This window comes from Brachybacterium sp. SYSU DS0246, assembly GCF_059391765.1.
Genome location: NZ_JBZXYT010000016.1, coordinates 61,652 through 78,227, shown reverse-complemented (window position 1 = coordinate 78,227; position 16,576 = coordinate 61,652). Strand labels below are relative to the sequence as shown.

16 protein-coding genes are annotated in these 16,576 nt (G+C 72.4%); 6 read left to right on the top strand and 10 right to left on the bottom strand.

Annotated features, from left to right (window positions below; all coding sequences use genetic code 11):
* Positions 1-53 precede the first annotated feature (53 nt).
* The gene (locus AC5020_RS09925) at positions 54-1,367 is read left to right on the top strand and encodes an isochorismate synthase (RefSeq protein WP_464988160.1); all 1,314 of its coding nucleotides are present in this window, start codon (positions 54-56) and stop codon (positions 1,365-1,367) included.
* Positions 1,368-1,417: 50 nt separating this feature from the next.
* Here the strand turns inward: AC5020_RS09925 and AC5020_RS09920 are convergent, their stop codons facing one another.
* Genes AC5020_RS09920 through AC5020_RS09910 form a run of 3 tightly spaced genes read right to left on the bottom strand, consistent with a single transcriptional unit; the run spans position 1,418 to position 5,744 of the window.
* A complete protein-coding gene (locus AC5020_RS09920; RefSeq protein ID WP_464988159.1) occupies positions 1,418-2,926 on the bottom strand; it encodes a S1C family serine protease in 1,509 nt (502 codons plus the stop codon).
* Positions 2,923-4,740: a 2-succinyl-5-enolpyruvyl-6-hydroxy-3-cyclohexene-1-carboxylic-acid synthase gene (menD, locus tag AC5020_RS09915; protein WP_464988158.1), complete on the bottom strand. Its 1,818-nt coding sequence runs from the start codon at positions 4,738-4,740 to the stop codon at positions 2,923-2,925. The genes AC5020_RS09920 and menD overlap by 4 nt, the downstream gene beginning before the upstream one ends.
* Positions 4,741-4,766: 26 nt before the next feature.
* Complete coding sequence (locus AC5020_RS09910) at positions 4,767-5,744, bottom strand: o-succinylbenzoate synthase (RefSeq protein ID WP_464988157.1); 978 nt, start codon at positions 5,742-5,744, stop codon at positions 4,767-4,769.
* A 112-nt stretch (positions 5,745-5,856) separates the two neighbouring features.
* Between AC5020_RS09910 and AC5020_RS09905 the strand changes: the two genes are divergently transcribed.
* From AC5020_RS09905 to AC5020_RS09895, 3 genes are all read left to right on the top strand, one after another.
* Positions 5,857-6,858 (top strand): 1,4-dihydroxy-2-naphthoyl-CoA synthase, encoded by a 1,002-nt coding sequence (locus AC5020_RS09905; protein ID WP_377018148.1) that lies wholly within the window; start codon positions 5,857-5,859, stop codon positions 6,856-6,858.
* 7 nt (positions 6,859-6,865) lie between these two features.
* Complete coding sequence (locus AC5020_RS09900) at positions 6,866-8,203, top strand: AMP-binding protein (protein ID WP_464988156.1); 1,338 nt, start codon at positions 6,866-6,868, stop codon at positions 8,201-8,203.
* 122 nt (positions 8,204-8,325) lie between these two features.
* Positions 8,326-9,222 (top strand): 1,4-dihydroxy-2-naphthoate polyprenyltransferase, encoded by an 897-nt coding sequence (locus tag AC5020_RS09895; protein WP_464988155.1) that lies wholly within the window; start codon positions 8,326-8,328, stop codon positions 9,220-9,222.
* On the opposite strand, the gene AC5020_RS09890 is transcribed toward AC5020_RS09895, so the two are convergent.
* The gene (locus tag AC5020_RS09890) at positions 9,203-9,616 is read right to left on the bottom strand and encodes a DUF4229 domain-containing protein (protein ID WP_464988154.1); all 414 of its coding nucleotides are present in this window, start codon (positions 9,614-9,616) and stop codon (positions 9,203-9,205) included. The two genes, AC5020_RS09895 and AC5020_RS09890, sit on opposite strands and share 20 nt — an antisense overlap.
* Before the next feature lie 111 nt (positions 9,617-9,727).
* Here AC5020_RS09890 and AC5020_RS09885 point away from each other — a divergent pair, with 111 nt between their 5' ends.
* Complete coding sequence (locus AC5020_RS09885; RefSeq protein WP_464988153.1) at positions 9,728-10,054, top strand: PLD nuclease N-terminal domain-containing protein; 327 nt, start codon at positions 9,728-9,730, stop codon at positions 10,052-10,054.
* 55 nt (positions 10,055-10,109) lie between these two features.
* Here AC5020_RS09885 and ccsB read toward each other — a convergent pair whose 3' ends face one another.
* From ccsB to AC5020_RS09855, 6 genes are all read right to left on the bottom strand, one after another.
* Complete coding sequence (gene ccsB, locus AC5020_RS09880) at positions 10,110-11,252, bottom strand: c-type cytochrome biogenesis protein CcsB (protein WP_377793080.1); 1,143 nt, start codon at positions 11,250-11,252, stop codon at positions 10,110-10,112.
* Complete coding sequence (gene resB / locus AC5020_RS09875) at positions 11,249-13,156, bottom strand: cytochrome c biogenesis protein ResB (RefSeq protein WP_464988152.1); 1,908 nt, start codon at positions 13,154-13,156, stop codon at positions 11,249-11,251. Before resB ends, ccsB begins: the two co-directional genes overlap by 4 nt.
* Positions 13,156-13,974 carry a cytochrome c biogenesis CcdA family protein gene (locus AC5020_RS09870; RefSeq protein ID WP_464988151.1) on the bottom strand — a complete coding sequence of 273 codons (819 nt, stop codon included), beginning with the start codon at positions 13,972-13,974 and terminating at the stop codon, positions 13,156-13,158. The genes resB and AC5020_RS09870 overlap by 1 nt, the downstream gene beginning before the upstream one ends.
* Complete coding sequence (locus AC5020_RS09865) at positions 13,971-14,522, bottom strand: TlpA family protein disulfide reductase (RefSeq protein WP_494564417.1); 552 nt, start codon at positions 14,520-14,522, stop codon at positions 13,971-13,973. The genes AC5020_RS09870 and AC5020_RS09865 overlap by 4 nt, the downstream gene beginning before the upstream one ends.
* Before the next feature lie 137 nt (positions 14,523-14,659).
* A complete protein-coding gene (locus AC5020_RS09860) occupies positions 14,660-15,307 on the bottom strand; it encodes a histidine phosphatase family protein (protein ID WP_464988149.1) in 648 nt (215 codons plus the stop codon).
* A gap of 56 nt (positions 15,308-15,363) precedes the next feature.
* On the bottom strand, positions 15,364-15,912 hold the full coding sequence (locus tag AC5020_RS09855; RefSeq protein WP_377793075.1) for a MarR family winged helix-turn-helix transcriptional regulator: 549 nt from the start codon (positions 15,910-15,912) through the stop codon (positions 15,364-15,366).
* Between the two features lie 121 nt (positions 15,913-16,033).
* Here AC5020_RS09855 and AC5020_RS09850 point away from each other — a divergent pair, with 121 nt between their 5' ends.
* The gene (locus AC5020_RS09850; RefSeq protein WP_377018159.1) at positions 16,034-16,564 is read left to right on the top strand and encodes a YceI family protein; all 531 of its coding nucleotides are present in this window, start codon (positions 16,034-16,036) and stop codon (positions 16,562-16,564) included.
* The last annotated feature ends 12 nt before the right edge of the window (positions 16,565-16,576 follow it).

The following is a 16,576-nucleotide window of genomic DNA, read 5'->3' as shown; positions in this document are numbered from 1 at the left end:
GAGGGGACACAGGTCACGGCGCGGGGCGCGGCGGGTGCCGCATAATGACACGGATGTCCGCCCCGAATCCCAGCCCTGAGGCCGCCGCCGAACCGGTGACGCTCTCCGCCCGCACAGTCCGCATCGAGGAGCCGGTCGACCTGCTGGGCCATATCCCGGTCGGGGTCAGTGCGGCATGGCTGCGGCACGGTCAGGGCATGGTCGCGCTCGGCTCGGCATGGTCGGTGCGCACGGCCGGCCCGCATCGCTTCGCCGCCGCCAGCGCCGCCTTCCGAGCGGTCGCCGCCCGTGCCCGCGTCGATGATGAGGTGCGCACCCGCACCAGCGGGCTGCTCGCACTGGGCAGCTTCTCCTACGCCGATTCCTCGGCGAGGTCGTCCGTGCTGATGGTGCCGCGGGCCGTGCTGGGGGTCCATGACGGGGAGTCGTTCCTGACAGTGGTCGGGGTCGACGAGGACCCGGTCATGCCGGCCTCCTGGCGGGATCTGTTCCCCTCCTCCCCCGTCGTGTCCGCGACGCCGGGAGCCCTCGAGGTGGAGGCGGAGCACACGCCGGACGAGTACCAGTGGCTGGTCCGCGACGCCGTCGAGGAGATCCGGCAGGGCGGGGCCGAGAAGGTCGTGCTGTCCGAGCGCACGACGGTTCGTTCCGGGACCCCGATCGAGCCGGCGGTGCTGCTGACGCGACTGGCCCGCGACTATCCCAGCACCTGGGTGTACCACCTGGACGACGTGGTCGGGGCGAGCCCGGAGATGCTCGCCCAGACCGAGCACGGCCGGGTCTTCTCCCGCGTGCTCGCGGGCACCCGGCCGGTGGCCGACAACGGTGAGCTGGACGAGGCCGACCGTCGTGCCTTCCGCGCCGACGCCAAGGAGCTCTCCGAGCACGCGTTCGCCGCGGAGTCCGTGGTCGAGCGTCTCGCCGGCCTGGCCGAGGACATCGAGGTCTCCTCGGAGCCGTTCGTGCTGCGTCTGCCGGGGCTGGAGCATCTGGCCTCCGACGTCTCCGCGCGGCTGCTCGAGGGCGTGACGAGCCTGGATGTCGCCTCCCGGCTGCACCCCTCGGCGGCTGTCTCGGGCACGCCCCGGGACGCGGCCGACGAGATCATCTCCCGTCTGGAGACGCACGACCGCGGCGGATATGCGGCACCGGTGGGGTGGATGGACGCCCACGGCGATGGACAGTGGGCGATCGCGCTGCGGATGGCCCACCTGATCGATGAGCACACGGCACGACTGCACGCGGGCGGCGGGCTGGTGGCCGCCTCGGATCCGGTCTCGGAACACGCTGAGGTCCTCGCCAAGTGCCGCCCGATGCTGCGCGCTCTGCGCGGCGAGCCGACTCAGGATCCTGCCGGGCGCGCCTGACCTGACCGGGGCGCAGCCGGGGACTCGCGGCCCGGCTCAGGAGTGAATGCTCAGGAGGGCGCCTGGCCCAGCGTGATCTGGAGTTCCTGGACGTCCTGGTCGCGGACCACGGTCAGCGTGTGCTCGGAGTCCACCGGCAGTCCGCGCACCACCCCGGTCAGCGCGGCTGCGCTGCCCACGGGCGTCTCGTCCACCGCGGTGATCAGATCACCCTCCTGCAGCCCGGCCTGCTCCGCAGGGCTCCCGGGCTCGACACTGACCACCTCTGCGCCCCGGTGGGTGACATCGCCGACGGTCTGCGCCCCGTCGGTGCTGGTCACACCGACGTACGCGTGGTCGGCCGTGCCGTCGGCCTGGAGCTGATCGGCGATCATCGCGGCCGTGTTCGAGGGGATCGCGAAGCCGAGGCCGATGCTTCCGGCCTGACCGGACGCGTTGGGGATCCCGGCGATGGCGGTGTTGATGCCGATCACCTGGCCGGCGGCGTCCACGAGCGGGCCCCCGGAGTTGCCGGGGTTGATGGCCGCGTCGGTCTGGATCGCGGAGGTGTACGTGGCGTCGGAGCCGTCCGTCTCATCCCCCGAGGCCGTGACCGGCCGATCCAGCGCCGAGACGATGCCGGTGGTCACCGTGTTCTCCAGTCCCAAGGGAGTCCCGAAGGCCATCACCGACTGACCCACCGTGACGGTCGAGGAATCGGCGAAGGTGGCCGGCTGGAGACCCTCCGGCGGGGAGTCCAGGCGGATCACCGCGAGGTCCGTGGTGGGGTCGGTGCCGACGACGGAGGCGGAGTAGGACAGGCCGTCGCTGGTGGTCACCTGCGCGGACTCCGCGTCGGTGACGACGTGGTTGTTGGTCAGGATCGACCCCTGCTCGTCGAGGATCACGCCGGTGCCCTGGCTGGTCCCGGCCCCCGAGGAGACCTGGATCGCGACGGCGCTCGGCGCGACCTGATCGGCGACCGCCGTCCAGTCCGGATCCTCGGTGGAGGACACTGCGGTGGGGCTGGCCGTCGTGCCAGGGGACGGCGTCGACTGCTCCGTCGCCGGCGCCTCCGGATCGATGAACTCGTCGTAGGCGACGACGCCGCCGAGGGTCGCGCCGCTGGAGAACAGCATCCCCAGTGCCACCAGCGCCGTCACCCCGCCCCAGCCGGGGCCGCGTCGCCGTGGTGCCGAGCCGGCCGGCGGGACCGCGGACGGAGCCGAGCCGGCCGCCCGGGTCGCGGCCGGAGCCCAGCCGCCAGCCGGGGTCGCGGCCGGAGCGGATGAGGCCGAGGAGGCGAAGGGGTCGGAGTACGTGCCGGCCGCGGGACCCCACGCGGCTGCGTCCTCCGCTGCCGGTGGGTACGCGGAGTCGTCGCCGGGCCCGGGCCCGGCGTGGTCCGGGGTCGGCTCGAACTGCTCGGTCGGCGGAGTGTCCTGGGCGCCGCGGTACCCGCCGGGAAGGTTCGGGTCCCCCGGGCCCCCGTAGCCGAAGAACGGGGCGGCATGGTCGGGGGTCGACGCGGCGTCGTCATGGTTCTCGTACGGTTCGCGCTCGTCCTTCATGTCAGTCATGGGACCACCTCTGCTGCCGAATTCGACGATTGCGAGCTGGACTCTTCCTGGACGAGGAACGCCCGTAGCCCGGATCCCGACTGTGCCAGTGCTGCGGGCAGGCTGTCCGCGTCCACGCGCTGCACCGCGGCGCCCAGAGCAGTCGCGGCGCCGGCGATGTCCACGCCGTGCGGAGTGGTGAAGAACCGCCGCAGCAGCTCGGGAGGGGCGGCGGCGTGCTCGAGTCCGGAGAAGATCCGGCCACCCCCGTCGTCGACGACGATCACATCGAGGTCGGGGGTCTGCTCGTGGGGACCGATGACCAGCCCGGTGAGGTCGTGCAGAGCCGTGAGGTCGCCGGCCAGCACCCGCACCCGGCCCGGTGCGGCCCCGGCCCCGGTTCCCGCCCCCGGCACGTCGCCGGAGCCGCGAAGGGCCAGGGCGATGCCGCCGGCCATCGAGAGGGTGCCGTCGATCCCGGCCAGACCGCGGTTGGCGATGATGCGCCCTGCGGTGGCCCCCGCGTGCTGTTCGAGGTCGCGGATCAGGCTCGAGGAGCCGAGCACGAGCAGGTCGTCCTCATCGGTCGCGTTCCAGACGGCGAGGGCGGCCCGCTGCTGCCAGGCAGCCGTCAGCTGCGCCGTGCGGTCCGCGGCGGCGCGGCGCCACGCCTCCAGGCGCTCCTGGCGCGCCGCGACCTCGCGGCGGTCCTGCTGGTTCTCGGACCGGTCCTGCTGCTCGCCCTCGCCAGTGCCGGATCGGATGCTGCCGGCCAGGGCCGGGTCCTCCCCCGCGGCCGAGGGGACGACGAGGCGAGCACGGCGTGCGGCGTCGGCCCAGTCGGGATGCTGGTCGACCACGATCACCTCGACGTCCTCGGCGCCGAGCAGCTGGCCGATCACGGGCCGCGAGAGGGTCGGGTGCCCGAACACGATGGCCCGCTCCGGCCGCAGCGGGTGGTCCGGGTCGGCCATGATCTCGGCCAGCAGTGCGGGGTAGCCGGGCACGAGCGTCGCGCCGCCGCGCGCGCCGGAGCTGGGTTCGGCCAGCAGCGGCAGGTGGTGGCGCTCGGCGAATCCGCGCGCAACCGCGCCGGCGTCACCGGCGACGACGACGGTGCGCGCGCTGACCGGAACGGGATGCGCCGGCGGCGGCACGGGCGCCGGGCGGTGGGTGAGCACGATCCGCTCGCGCTCCCCCGCGGGGATGTCGGCGGCAGGGGCCCGGGGTACGAGAGGGTCGCGGAACCCGAGGTTGAGGTGGACCGGGCCGGGATGCTCGCCCATCGCGGCGGCGAACGCGCGGGCGGCCACCGAGACGGCGGTGCGCAGTTCGGCCGGCGTGGCGCCGGTGGCCGTGGGGGCGGGCAGATCGGCGTCGAAGCGCACCAGCGAGCGGAACATGCCCGCCTGCCGCGTGGTCTGGTTCGCGCCGACGTCGCGCAGCTCGGCGGGTCGGTCCGCGGTCAGCACCAGCAGCGGCACGCGCGAGTGGTGGGACTCCATCACGGCCGCCAGCAGGTGCGCCGTCGCGGTGCCGGAGGTGGTGGCCACGACCGCCGGATGCGCGCGGTCGTGGCGCGAGAGCCCCAGGGCGGTGAAGGCGGCGGCACGCTCGTCGATACGCACGTGAGAGCGGATCTCTGCGGCCGGACGAGGCTCGCAGAGCCCGTAGACGAGCGGGGCGGAGCGCGAGCCCGGGGCGAGGACGGCGTCCCGGACGCCGAGCGCTGCCAGCGCATCCCAGATCGCGACCGCTTCCTCGACCGCGCCGGATCCTGCGGGACGGGGTGCGCTGATCGACGAGGGCGGCGCGGGAAGGGCGGTCTCGTGCATGCTGCCAGAGTAGTTCGGCACAGCCGTCACAAGCGCTCGGCGCAGACCTCCAGGCGTTCCTGCCACCGGGCGGCGAGCTCGGGCGGGACCGCATGCCGCTCCAGCAGCTCCGGCTCGGGCTCGGGGCGGCCGACGGGGATCGTGCCGCCGGCTGCGTGCAGCGGCTCGGTGACCAGATCCCCGGTGAGCAGGGCGGCGGTGGCGAGGCCGCAGGCATGGGTGAGCTCGGGCAGGGCGGCGGCGAACGCGAGGCCGGCGCTGAGACCGACGCTGGACTCCAGGGCGGAGGAGACCACCACGGGCAGGCCTGCCTGCTCGACGAGGTCCAGGCACCGTTCCACGCCCCCGAGCGGCTGCACCTTCAGCACCAGCACGTCGGCCGCCTCGGCCCGCGCCACGCGCAGCGGGTCCTCGGCCCTCCGCACCGATTCGTCGGCCGCGATCGGGATGTCGAGGGCGCGGCGCACCGAGGCGAGATCCTCGATGCTCGCGCAGGGCTGCTCGGCGTACTCGAGGCCACCGGCGGCCCGGTCCAGCACCGGCAGGGCGGCCAGCGCCTCCTCCAGGGTCCAGGCGGCGTTGGCGTCGATGCGGAGCCGGGCATCCGGTCCCATTGCGTCGCGCACGGCCTCCAGCCGCGCGGCGTCCTCGGCCAGGGTCGAGGTGGGATCGGCGACCTTGACCTTGGCGGTGCGGGCGCCGCCGACGGTGGCGATGCGGTGGGCCAGCACGGCTGGGACCACGGGGATGGTGGCATTGACCTCGATCTGCTCACGACGCGGAGCCGGGCGGGGATCGGTGGCGTCGGCGAGCGCCGCACGCAGCCAGGTCGCCGACTCGTCGGCGTCGTAGTCCCAGAACGGGGAGAACTCGGCCCAGCCGGCGGGCCCGTGCAGGAGCAGTCCGTCCCGTTCGGTGATGCCGCGGAAGCGTGTGGTCAGGGGGATCGACCAGGCGAGGACACGATCGATGCCGCGCTCGCGCAGAGCGGTGGGGATGCGCATCCCTCGAGGTTAACGGGACGAGGGCCAATGGCCGAAGCCGCAGGCCCTCCCTCCGCGGCGCTGAGGTACGGGGCGCTGATGTCCGAGGCGAGCCCGGACTACCCTGAGTCCCATGACCTCCGCCGCCGCTGCTTCGTCATTGCCCCCGTCGGTCTCCGAGACCTTCGATCCCCGTCGGTGGCGGGAGGTGACGCCGGCAGAGCACGGCGGGCAGGCCCTCAGCGATGTCACCTATCACCGGGCCGTCGAGCGCATCGAGAGCCCGGACGGGGAGGCGACCATCCGCGACCTGCCCTGCGTCCGGGTCGCCTTCGATCGGCCCGAGGTGCGCAATGCCTTCCGTCCCCGAACGGTCGATGAGCTGTACCGGGCGCTGGATCATGCCCGCCTGGATCCCGGCGTCGGCGTCATCCTCCTCACCGGCAACGGCCCTTCGCCCAAGGACGGCGGCCGCGCCTTCTGCTCCGGCGGCGACCAGCGCATCCGAGGTCGCTCCGGTTACGAGTACGCCGAGCAGGAGGAGCTGGGCGAGACCTCGCAGGTGCGCGCCGGCTCCAGCGGGCGGCTGCACATCCTCGAGGTCCAGCGTCTGATCCGCACGATGGGCAAGGTCGTCATCGCCGTGGTCAACGGATGGGCGGCCGGCGGCGGGCACTCCCTGCACGTGGTCGCCGATCTGAGCATCGCTTCCCGCGAGCACGCGCGCTTCAAGCAGACCGACGCCGATGTGGGTTCCTTCGACGGCGGCTACGGCTCCGCCTACCTCGCCAAGCAGGTGGGCCAGAAGCGGGCGCGGGAGATCTTCTTCCTCGCCGAGGAGTACTCCGCCCAGGACGCCCTCGACTGGGGCGCGGTGAACCGGGTGGTGGACCATGCGGACCTCGAGGAGGAGGCGCTGCGGCAGGCCGCGGTGATCGCCACCAAGTCCCCGCAGGCGATCCGGATGCTGAAGTTCGCCTTCAACCTGGCCGACGACGGGCTCATGGGCCAGCAGGTCTTCGCCGGTGAGGCCACCCGACTGGCCTACATGACCGACGAGGCCGCCGAGGGCCGTGACGCCTTCCTCGAGAAGCGCTCCCCCGACTGGTCGCCGTTCCCCCACCCCCAGGGCTGAGCGCGCCGTGACTCCCCCGTCCCAGCGCGCCGCGGCTCCCCCGCCCGAGCGTCCCTGGCTCATCCCGCCCCGCGACGATGCCTCCGCCGCCTCCCTGGACGCGCACGCCCGCGCCATCGGCGAGGTCATGGCCGGCACCGGGAGGCTGTGGCTGGGCCCCTTCGATCCTCCGTCGGCTCTGCCCGCGGGGTTCGAGGAGACCGCGCTGGTGGTCCCGACCTCCGGGTCGACCGGGACCGCCAAGGCGGTGGCCCTGACCCGCCAGGCGCTGCTGGCCTCCCATGACGCCACGGCCGCCCATCTGGCGGCGGACGTCTCGGCGGGAGCCGGCGCCTCCACGCCGTCCCGGAGCGCTGTGGCCGGATCCGGGGGGCACGGGTTCTGGCTCCCGCTGCTCCCGCCGACCCACATCGCCGGAGTGCAGGTCATCGCCCGCGCCCACCGCACCGCCCAGGTGCTGGGCCTGCCCGAGGCCGCCCTGCCGGACCCGCTGCCGGACCTGCGAGGACACTTCGACGCCGCCGCCTTCGTCGCGCTGGCCGAGCCCGCGCTCGAGCAGGCCGCTGCGGCCGGGCTGCCCGCGTTCACCTCGCTCGTTCCCACCCAGCTCACCCGGATCGTCACCGGGGGCTCCGGGGCCGACGCCCGCGCCCGCGCGGTCCTCAAGCGCTTCGACGCCGTGCTCGTCGGTGGCGCCGCGACCAGAGGTGACGTGCTCGCACGAGCCCGCGCCCAGCGGATCCGCGTGGTCACGACCTACGGGTCCTCCGAGACCGCGGGCGGCTGCGTCTACGACCGTCGGCCGCTGCCGGGCGTGCAGCTGCGGGTGCAGGCGCCCGACAGCGACGGCGCGGGACGGCTGGCGATCATCTCCCCCACCCTGGCGCTGGGCTACCTCACCGCGGACGGCGGCACCGACACCGCGGCGTTCTCGCAGGACGAGCCCCGTTCCTTCAGCACGTCGGACCTCGCCGAGCTCGACCCGGACGGCGCGCTGACCGTGCTGGGCCGTGCCGACGACGTCATCAACACCGGCGGCCGGAAGGTGCTCCCGCAGGACGTCGAGCGCGCCATCGACCGCTCCCTCATGCTGCGCGGGCTGGTGCGCTCCTGTGTCGTGGTGGGGGTGGATGATCCCGAGTGGGGCCAGCGGGTCGAAGTCCTGGTCACCCTCGAAGCGGGCGCGGAGCCCGCAGAAGCGCCGTCGCTCGTGCGCTCCGCCCTGCGTACCAGCGACGTCCCGGCGCACATGGTCCCCAAGCGGGTCCATGTGGTCGAGGAGCTGCCTCTGCTGGGGATCGGGAAGGTGGATCGGGCCGCGGCCCGGCGCCTCGCAGCCGGCTGAGCGCGGCCGCCGGGCTCGGCGTCGCTGTGCCGTGGGCCACGGCACCTCTTTCCCCTCCGGCCTGGGCGTATGCTTCTGCGGGGCCGCCACCGGGGTGGCCTGTCGATTCCTCGAGGAGCACGATGGCCAGCCTGTCGCAGTGGGTCCAGGGCGCCCGACCCCGCACCCTTCCGGCCGCCCTGTCCCCCGTCGCCGCCGGCACAGGTGCCGCGATCTGGCAGCTGGGGACGCAGACCGGCGGCGTCGACTGGGCCGTGGTGATCCCCCGGGCGCTGCTCGCGCTCGCGGTGGCCCTGTGCCTCCAGGTCGGGGTCAACTACGCCAACGACTATTCCGACGGGATCCGCGGCACGGACGAGGACCGAGTGGGGCCGTTCCGGCTGACTGGTTCGCGCGCCGCTGCCCCGCGGCAGGTCAGGACAGCCGCCATCGCCGCGCTCGCCGCCGGCGCGCTGTTCGGGGTGGTGCTGATCGCCCTCGCCCAGATCTGGTGGATGCTGATCGTCGGGGCCGCCGCCATCGCCGCCGCCTGGTTCTACACCGGGGGCAAGAATCCGTACGGCTATCGCGGCCTCGGTGAAGTGTTCGTCTTCCTCTTCTTCGGCCTGGTCGCCGTCAACGGCACCGCCTACGCGATCACGGTGCAGCTGGGATGGGTGTCCGTGCTCGCCTCCGTCGGGGTCGGGCTGCTGGCGGTGGCGATCCTGCTGACCAACAATCTGCGCGACATCCCCACCGACTCCGTCTCCGGCAAGCAGACCCTGGCGGTGCGGCTGGGCGAGCGTGGCACCCGCGTGCTGTTCGCGGCGACCATGCTGGCCCCCTTCGCGCTGCTGGTGCCGGTGATGATCGTCCACTGGCCCACCGTGGCCGTGCTGGTCGCGCTGCCGCTGGCGATCGCGCCGCTGCGCACCGTGCTGCGCGGCGCGAGCGGCCGGGACCTGATTCCGGTGCTCGGAGCCACGGGTCGGCTCGAGCTGGTCTACGCGCTGCTGCTGCTCATCTCTCTGGCCGTGTGATCCCGTCGGCGCGGTCCCTGTCGGCGCCGTCGGCGTCGGCGCCGTCCCCGTCGGCATCATCCCCGTCGGCGTCGTCCTCGTCGGCGCGATGCCCGTCGATGTCCTTCCCGTCGGCGTCGGTCGCCCGGCCGTAGTCGTCCAGCAGCGCGTCCTCCTCGACGGCGTCCTCGTCGACCGGCTCGCCCTTGCGGGCGCGGCGGCGATCATCGGCAGCCTTCCAGCGCATGGCGGCGGCCTCTCGGATCCGGTGCAGGAACAGGATCGAGATCAGCATCGCCAGCAGCGCCGCGAGCACGCCTGCCAGCATCACCCCGATGTCGAACAGGGTCAGTACCCACCAGATCCCGACCCACAGGGCCAGGCGGATGACGGCGAACAGGGCCATTTCTCGCATGGGATCAGGGTAGAGCGCCCGCATGGGAACGGGCCGATCATGGCCATGAGCCCGGTCACCGACATGACGCCGATCACCGCAATGATCAGGCGCGTTGCCTAGACTCCCGCCATGCCCCGCGCGATCCTCGCTCTCGTATCCATCGCCCTGACCGTCTTCGCGCTCGCTGACTGCGTCCAGACCACGAACGACAAGGTCCGCGGCATCCCGAAGTGGGCGTGGGTGGTGCTCATCGTGTTGCTGCCGTGGGTGGGGCCGATCACCTGGCTGATCGTCGGCAAGGACCGCAGCAACGGCGGCAGCGGCGGGTCGCGCCGGACCCGGCCCACGGCGCCCGACGAGGACCCCGACTTCCTGCGCCGGCTCGACGAGGACATCCGCCGCGAGCGGCGGGAGCGCCGTCACCGCGATCAGGACGACGACCAGAACTCCGAGTAAGGATCTGCACGAGCCCGCAGCAGGACCGAGCAGGCCCGAGCAGGACTGCCCTGGGTCACAGTCCCGAGTACGAGTGCAGGCCGTTGATGACCGTGTTGACGATCGTGTAGTTGAAGACCACGGCCACGAACCCCGCCAGGGCGAGCCCGGCGGCGCGGCTGCCACGGAATCCGCCGGTGGCGCGGGCGTGGAGGTAGGCGGCGTAGATCACCCAGATGATGAACGTCCACACCTCCTTGGGGTCCCAGCCCCAGTAGCGGCCCCACGCCTCGCGCGCCCAGATCGCGCCGAACATCAGCGTGAAGGTCCAGCACACGAACGCGACGGAATGGATCCGGAAGCTCAGCGCCTCCAGGACGGTGGAGCTGGGCAACCGGTCCAGGACGTGCCCGAAGCGGCCCCAGTGCTCGGGTAGCTCCTCGCCCGCCTCGGCCTTGACCACCAGGGCGCGCTCGTGGCGAGACTGCAGCAGCTGCAGGGCGGCGACCACGGCTCCGAGGATGGACAGGGCGGTGGCCAGGATCGCGACGGCGATGTGGATGTAGATCCAGTGGGAGTTCTGCAGGCTCGGGGTCAGCTCGGCGGCGGGCACGATCCAGAAGGTCTGCGCCAGCAGCATCACCAGCAGCACCGGGCCGACGACGAAGGTGCCCAGCGCCCGCAGCTCGGCACGCTTGATCGAGAAGATCAGGAACGCCGCCATCACCACGGCGGTGCTGGTGGTGGCGAACTCGTACATGTTCGCCCACGGCACCCGCTGGGTGGCGGCGGCCCGGGTGGCGACACCCGCGATGTGCAGCACCGTCGCCGCGCCGGAGAGCAGGAAGGCGAAGGACTGTGCGGTCATCGTGCCGGAGGCCCGGCCCGCCGGCGGGCCCGAGCCGGCGGCCTCGTCGCTGACACCGGTGCCCGCGGTTCCGCCGGATCGTCCCTGCGATGTGGTGGCCCCGGACCCGGCGCCGGGAACCGCCGCCTCGGCGGTCTCGGCCCGTGAGGCGGCTCCGGAGCCGACGGTCGCGGGCTCAGCGGCCGGCGCGGCACCGGAGGTGCGGCTCTCCTGTGCGGCCAGCCGCGCATCGCTGCGGCGCTGGGACATGGACGCGAGGTCGGCGGCGAAGCCGATCAGTGCGAGCACGTACAGCACGATCGTCACCACGATGGCGAGATTCGAGATCTCCGCCAGCTGCTGGTCAATCACTGTGCACTACCTCCAGGGGTGTCATCGTCATCGGCTGCCGTCTCCGGAGCCGCCGGGTCGCGCTCGGCGCGCGACCCGGTCCCATCCTGCGCCGTCCCATCCTGCGCCGTGCCATCCTGCGCCGTGCGATCCGGCGCCGACTGATCGGTCGCCGTCCGGCCGGCCGCCGTCTGCTCGGGGGCCGCGCCCCCATCCTGCGCCGAGATGATCTTGTCGGCCAGTGCCTGCACATCATCCGGCAGGGCCGGGTCGTCGCTGCGGGCGAGGCCGGCGACCTCCAGCACGGCGGTGCCGTCCCGTTCGCCCACGCGCACCCAGAGCCGCCGTCGCGGCACGAACAGGGAGAGGATGAGCCCGCCGGCGGCGACCAGAGCACTGACCAGGACCCAGCGTTCGAACGGGTCGTGGGCGACGTCGAACGCGGCGTAGCGCTTGACTCCGTCGAAGCTGATGGTGGTGCCGTCGGGCAGCTCGTACTCCTGGTTCGGGTACAGGCGCACCAGCACCGGCGAGCCGTCCTCGTCGGCCACCGGCTCCAGCGAGGAGACGTCGACCTCGTAGGCATTGGTCGGCACCCCCTCGTCGAGCCCGAGGTCTCCCTGGTGGACGGTCAGCGCGAGCTGCGGATCCACGAGGTCCGGGTAGATCGAGTGCGGGCCCTGCTCGTCGATCACGCCGGTGGGAAGGAAATAGCCGACCACGGCCGTCTGCTTCGGCTTCGCATCGGGCGCCTTGATCACCAGCTGCGAGGTGTAGCCGACATCGCCGGAGGGCACGGTGATGACCGGGCCCTCGGCCACGACCGTTCCCTCCGGATCGGTGACGGTCACCTCGGGGGCGTAGCCGTTGCCCAGCAGGTACATCGAGGAGCCGTCGACATGCAGGGGCTTGTTCACCTGCAGGGTGCGGTCCTCCTCCGTCTGCCCCGGGGTGTCGACGTGGACGTCGGCCTCGAAGGACAGCGGCTGGCCCATGCGGTCCTCGGGGCCCTCCTGGACGTACTCGGCGCGGAAGTCCTCGAGCGTGAAACGGAACGGGGGCAGGCTCGAGGGGTCGAACCAGGGCCCGGAGTCGAAGGAGTCGTACTGGGTCAGGGAGTTGGAGAAGCCCGAGCCCTCGACCACGGTGATCTGACCGCGGTAGCTGGTCAGCTGGCCGCCGGCGACGCAGATCAGGACGCCGACCAGGGCGATGTGGAACAGCAGGTTCCCGGTCTCGCGCAGCAGCCCGCGCTCGGCGCTGACGGAGGCGGCGGCCGTCTCCTCGCGGCGCTGGGTGCGGTAGCGGGAGCGACGCAGGGAGCGCTGCGCGGTCTGCAGGAGCTGATCGGCGTCGGCGCCGGGCAGTTCGGTGCGGGTATAGCCGGTGAAACGGGTCAGCCGCGAGGGGGTGCGAGGCGGCTTCGAGCGCAGCTGGGCGAGGTGCACGCCGACCCGCGGGACGATGCAGCCGATCAAGGAAATGAACAGCAGCAGGTAGATCGCCGAGAACCACGGCGAGGAGAACACCTCGAAGAACCCGAGGGTGTCCAACAGCTCGCCCCAGCGCCCGTTCTCCTCGAGGAACTGGTCGGTCAGAGCCGGGTTGACGCTGCGCTGCGGGTACAACGACCCCGGGACGGCGGCGATCGCCAGCAGCATCAGCAGGATCAGCGCCGTCTGCATGCTGGTCAGCTGGCGCCACAGGAACAGCAGGGTGCCGCGCAGTCCCAGCGAGGGCAGGGTGGTGCCGCCGCGCGGGCCGTTCTTGTCGCGCTTGCTGCTCCAGGGATCCGGCGAGGCGGCGTCCTCGGACGAGCTGCCGTCCGCTCTCGCGCTCTTCGCGGCGCTCGGGGCCCCGCCCTTCTCGTCCCCGGGGCGTGGTGAGGTGCTCAGGTTCTTCTCCGCATCGTCGTCGCCGGCCATCAGACCACCGGCTCGAAGGTCGAGATCACACTCTGCAGGTCACCCATCCAGGCCGACCACTGCCCCGTCATCAGCAGCACGCCGATCGTGATCAGCAGCGCCCCGGAGACCAGGCCGATGCTGCGGCGGTGACGGGAGAGCTTCTTGCTCAGCCCCAGGGCGCGCTCGAACAGCAGGGCGAACAGCACGAACGGGATGCCCAGGCCCAGGGAGTACGCGAGGGCCAGCACGCCGCCGCGCAGCGCGGCGCCGTCGCCACCGCCGTTCAGGGACAGGGCGACGATCGCGGCATAGGTGGGCCCGATGCACGGGGTCCAGCTGAGACCGAAGACGAGGCCCATCAGCGGGGCGCCCAGCAGGCCCGCGTCCGGGCGCTTGCTGGAGACGGGCCGGTTGGCGCCGAGACCGGGGAAGACTCCCAGGAAGACCAGGCCCATGAGGATGACGATGGCGCCGGCGACACGGTCGATCCACACGCTGTACTCCTGCAGCAGGTACCCCAGAGCGCCGGCGAAGCCGCCGAGCACCATGAACACCGCTGCGAAGCCGGCGACGAACAGGAGGCTGCCGGCGAGCATGCGCCCGGTGCCGGGCTTGACGCCCTTCCGGGCCGGCGAGGTCCGCCCCCGCGTGCCGGCGACGACGCCGCTCTGGCCTGCCAGTCCCGAGACATACCCGAGATAGCCGGGGACGACGGGCAGCACACACGGGGAGAGGAAGGCGACCAGTCCGGCGGCGGCGGCCACGGCGATGGCCAGCAGCAAGGATCCGGACAGCGCGGTCGCCTGGAAGGCCGCTCCGATCTCGGCGAGGATCATTCGGCGAGCACCCCGTCGAGCATGCTGCGCAGCACGGAGGGATCCGCGGCGCCGGAGATGCGCGCGGCGACGCGGCCCTCACGGTCCAGCACCAGGGTGGAGGGGACGGCGTTGGGCGCGACCTGGCCGCGCAGCTCGTACATGATCTGGGCGTCCTGGTCGGGCATCGAGGGGTAGGTGATCCCGTAGTTCTCCTCGAACGCCCTGGCAGGACCCTCGGAATCGCGCACGTTGACCCCGACGAACTGCACGCCCTGGTCGGCGTAGTCCTCGTGGATCTTCTGCAGCTCCGGGGCCTCCTTGCGGCACGGCGGGCACGAGGCGTACCAGACGTTGACCACGAGGACCTCGCCGCGCTGGTCCGCGGCGGAGAACTCCTCCCCGTCGTACGTGGTGCCGGAGAACTCGAGGGGCTCGGTGCGCTGATCGGGGGCGATCTCGGTGGTCACACCGTCGCCGGAGACGTAGCCGGACTCGTAGCGGTCACTGGTGTCGTTCCCGCACCCGGACAGCGCCGCCGCCGAGAGGACGCCGGCGGCCGCGAGCAGGCCGCGGCGGGAGGGCCGGACGGTCCGCGCCGCGCGGGCAGCCGGAGCACCTCCGGGAGAGTGGACAGCACGGGGAGGCAGAGCGAAGAGGGCCGGCCGGGACTCCTCGGAGAACGGGGACGGCAGGGAGCGCGGACTCACGTCAGGCGACCTCCGGTCGCATCGACCGCCCCCGCGTAGAGCTCGGCGGCCGGCTCGGCGTAGTCCACGCCGGCCAGGTGGGGGCCGACGAAACGCAGGCTGGTCACCGAGCACAGCGCGCACTGGCGCCGGCGCGGATCGTGGAAGAGCGGTTTGCCCTCGGCGCTGCGGCGGATCAGCCAGATGGGCAGCTGGTGGAGGACGAGCACCGCTTCGTGCCCTTCGGCCTCGGCGCGGACGTCGTGCACCGCGGCGATCACGCGCTGGAGCTGTTCACGGAAGGGCTCGCCCCAGGAGGGTCGGGTCGGGTTGACGAACCAGCGCCAGTTGCGCGGGTCCCTCAGCCGTGCCTGGCCGTGGCCCATCCGGTGGCCCTCGAAGTGGTTGCCCGATTCGATGAGCCGCTGGTCGGAGGTGACCTCGAGGTCGTGAGCGGCGGCGATGGGCGCGGCCGTCTGCTGGGCACGCAGCAGCGGGGAGGAGCGCACCACGGCGACGTCGGAGTCGGCCAGGTGGCCGGCGACGCGTTCGGCCATCCGTGCGCCGCGGTCGCTGAGGCGGTACCCGGGCATGCGTCCGTACAGGATGCGATCCGGGTTGTGCACCTCGCCGTGACGGACGAGGTGAACGGTGGTGGTGGTCATGAGAGCGAGGTCCTCCCTACTCCGAGCCGCTTCACGGTACCAACCGTTTCTCCGAATCAGCTCTGCGGCGGCTCCTGCGGGTGAGGCGCCGGACATCCCAGGGCGATGGGCGCCCCCTCGGGCACCGCGCGGCCCAGGATCCGGCCCAGCTCCAGGAAGTCGTCGTGGCCGATCACGTCCAGCAGCAGATCCCGCACCGAGCGCACGTGGGTCGGCGCCGCGCGCTCCAGCAGCGCCTGCCCCGCCTCGGTCAGCTGAGCCTGCCGGCCGCGACCGTCGGCCGAGCATCGCACCCGTTCGACCAGGCCGCGCTTCTCCATCCGGCCGATGGTGTGGGTGAGGCGGGAGCGGGAGTGGACGACCTGGTCGGCGAGCTCCGACATCCGCAGGAAGCGGTCCTGCGCCTCGGACAGGCGCACCAGGATCTCGTACTCGCCGAGGGTCAGGTCGATCTCCGGATCCGCCTGCAGCGCTTCGGAGAGCCGGTCGCTCAGCAGCGCCGTGGCGTAGAGGAAGCTGCGCCATGCCGCCTGCTCTTCGTGGGTCAGCCAGAGCTCCTCAGGCGTCGACGCCCGATCCGCACCGCTTGACTGTATGTCCTGCATCACTGTCTCCTTCTTCTGAGGGCACTGCCGTTGCCGCTCGCCCGAGTATAGTTTATCTTTCAAGCACGAGTTCGGTGAACGCCCGAATCTCTTGTCAGCCTCGATCCCAAGGAGACGAAGCATGAACGACCTCACCCCCGGCACCTGGACCCTCGACCCCGGCCACACCTCCGCAAGCTTCATGGTGCGCCACGCCGGCATCTCCAAGGCGCGCGGCCAGTTCACCGACATCGAGGGCAGCCTCGTCGTCGGCGAGAACTCCGAGGACCTGTCCTTCCAGGCCACCCTGAAGACGGCCTCGATCGACACCTCGCAGGAGGACCGCGACAACCACCTGCGCAGCGCCGACTTCTTCGATGCCGAGACCTACCCCGACATCAAGTTCGTCTCCACCAAGCTCGAGGGCGACAAGCTCCACGGCGATCTCACCATCCGCGACGTCACCAAGCCGGTCGTCCTCGACTTCTCCTACGAGGGTGCCGCCACCGACCCGTTCGGCACCTACCGCGCGGGCTTCACCGGCGAGACCACCATCTCCCGCAAGGAGTTCGGGCTGACCTGGAACGCCGCCCTCGCCGCCGGCGGAGTGCTGGTCGGTGACGAGGTCAAGATCAGCATCGAGGCGGAGTTCACGGCGCCGACCGCCGCCTGATCCGCCGCGTCC

Excerpts from the sequence above, each read along its gene's own strand:
- AC5020_RS09920 (WP_464988159.1), bottom strand. The coding sequence starts at position 2,926 with ATGACTGACATGAAGGACGAGCGCGAACCGTACGAGAACCATGACGAC.
- AC5020_RS09905 (WP_377018148.1), top strand. The coding sequence starts at position 5,857 with ATGACCTCCGCCGCCGCTGCTTCGTCATTGCCCCCGTCGGTCTCCGAG.
- AC5020_RS09885 (WP_464988153.1), top strand. The coding sequence starts at position 9,728 with ATGCCCCGCGCGATCCTCGCTCTCGTATCCATCGCCCTGACCGTCTTC.
- resB (WP_464988152.1), bottom strand. The coding sequence starts at position 13,156 with ATGGCCGGCGACGACGATGCGGAGAAGAACCTGAGCACCTCACCACGC.
- AC5020_RS09850 (WP_377018159.1), top strand. The coding sequence starts at position 16,034 with ATGAACGACCTCACCCCCGGCACCTGGACCCTCGACCCCGGCCACACC.
- AC5020_RS09925 (WP_464988160.1), top strand. The coding sequence starts at position 54 with ATGTCCGCCCCGAATCCCAGCCCTGAGGCCGCCGCCGAACCGGTGACG.
- AC5020_RS09855 (WP_377793075.1), bottom strand. The coding sequence starts at position 15,912 with ATGCAGGACATACAGTCAAGCGGTGCGGATCGGGCGTCGACGCCTGAG.
- AC5020_RS09870 (WP_464988151.1), bottom strand. The coding sequence starts at position 13,974 with ATGATCCTCGCCGAGATCGGAGCGGCCTTCCAGGCGACCGCGCTGTCC.
- AC5020_RS09890 (WP_464988154.1), bottom strand. The coding sequence starts at position 9,616 with ATGCGAGAAATGGCCCTGTTCGCCGTCATCCGCCTGGCCCTGTGGGTC.
- menD (WP_464988158.1), bottom strand. The coding sequence starts at position 4,740 with ATGCACGAGACCGCCCTTCCCGCGCCGCCCTCGTCGATCAGCGCACCC.
- AC5020_RS09895 (WP_464988155.1), top strand. The coding sequence starts at position 8,326 with ATGGCCAGCCTGTCGCAGTGGGTCCAGGGCGCCCGACCCCGCACCCTT.
- AC5020_RS09860 (WP_464988149.1), bottom strand. The coding sequence starts at position 15,307 with ATGACCACCACCACCGTTCACCTCGTCCGTCACGGCGAGGTGCACAAC.
- AC5020_RS09910 (WP_464988157.1), bottom strand. The coding sequence starts at position 5,744 with ATGCGCATCCCCACCGCTCTGCGCGAGCGCGGCATCGATCGTGTCCTC.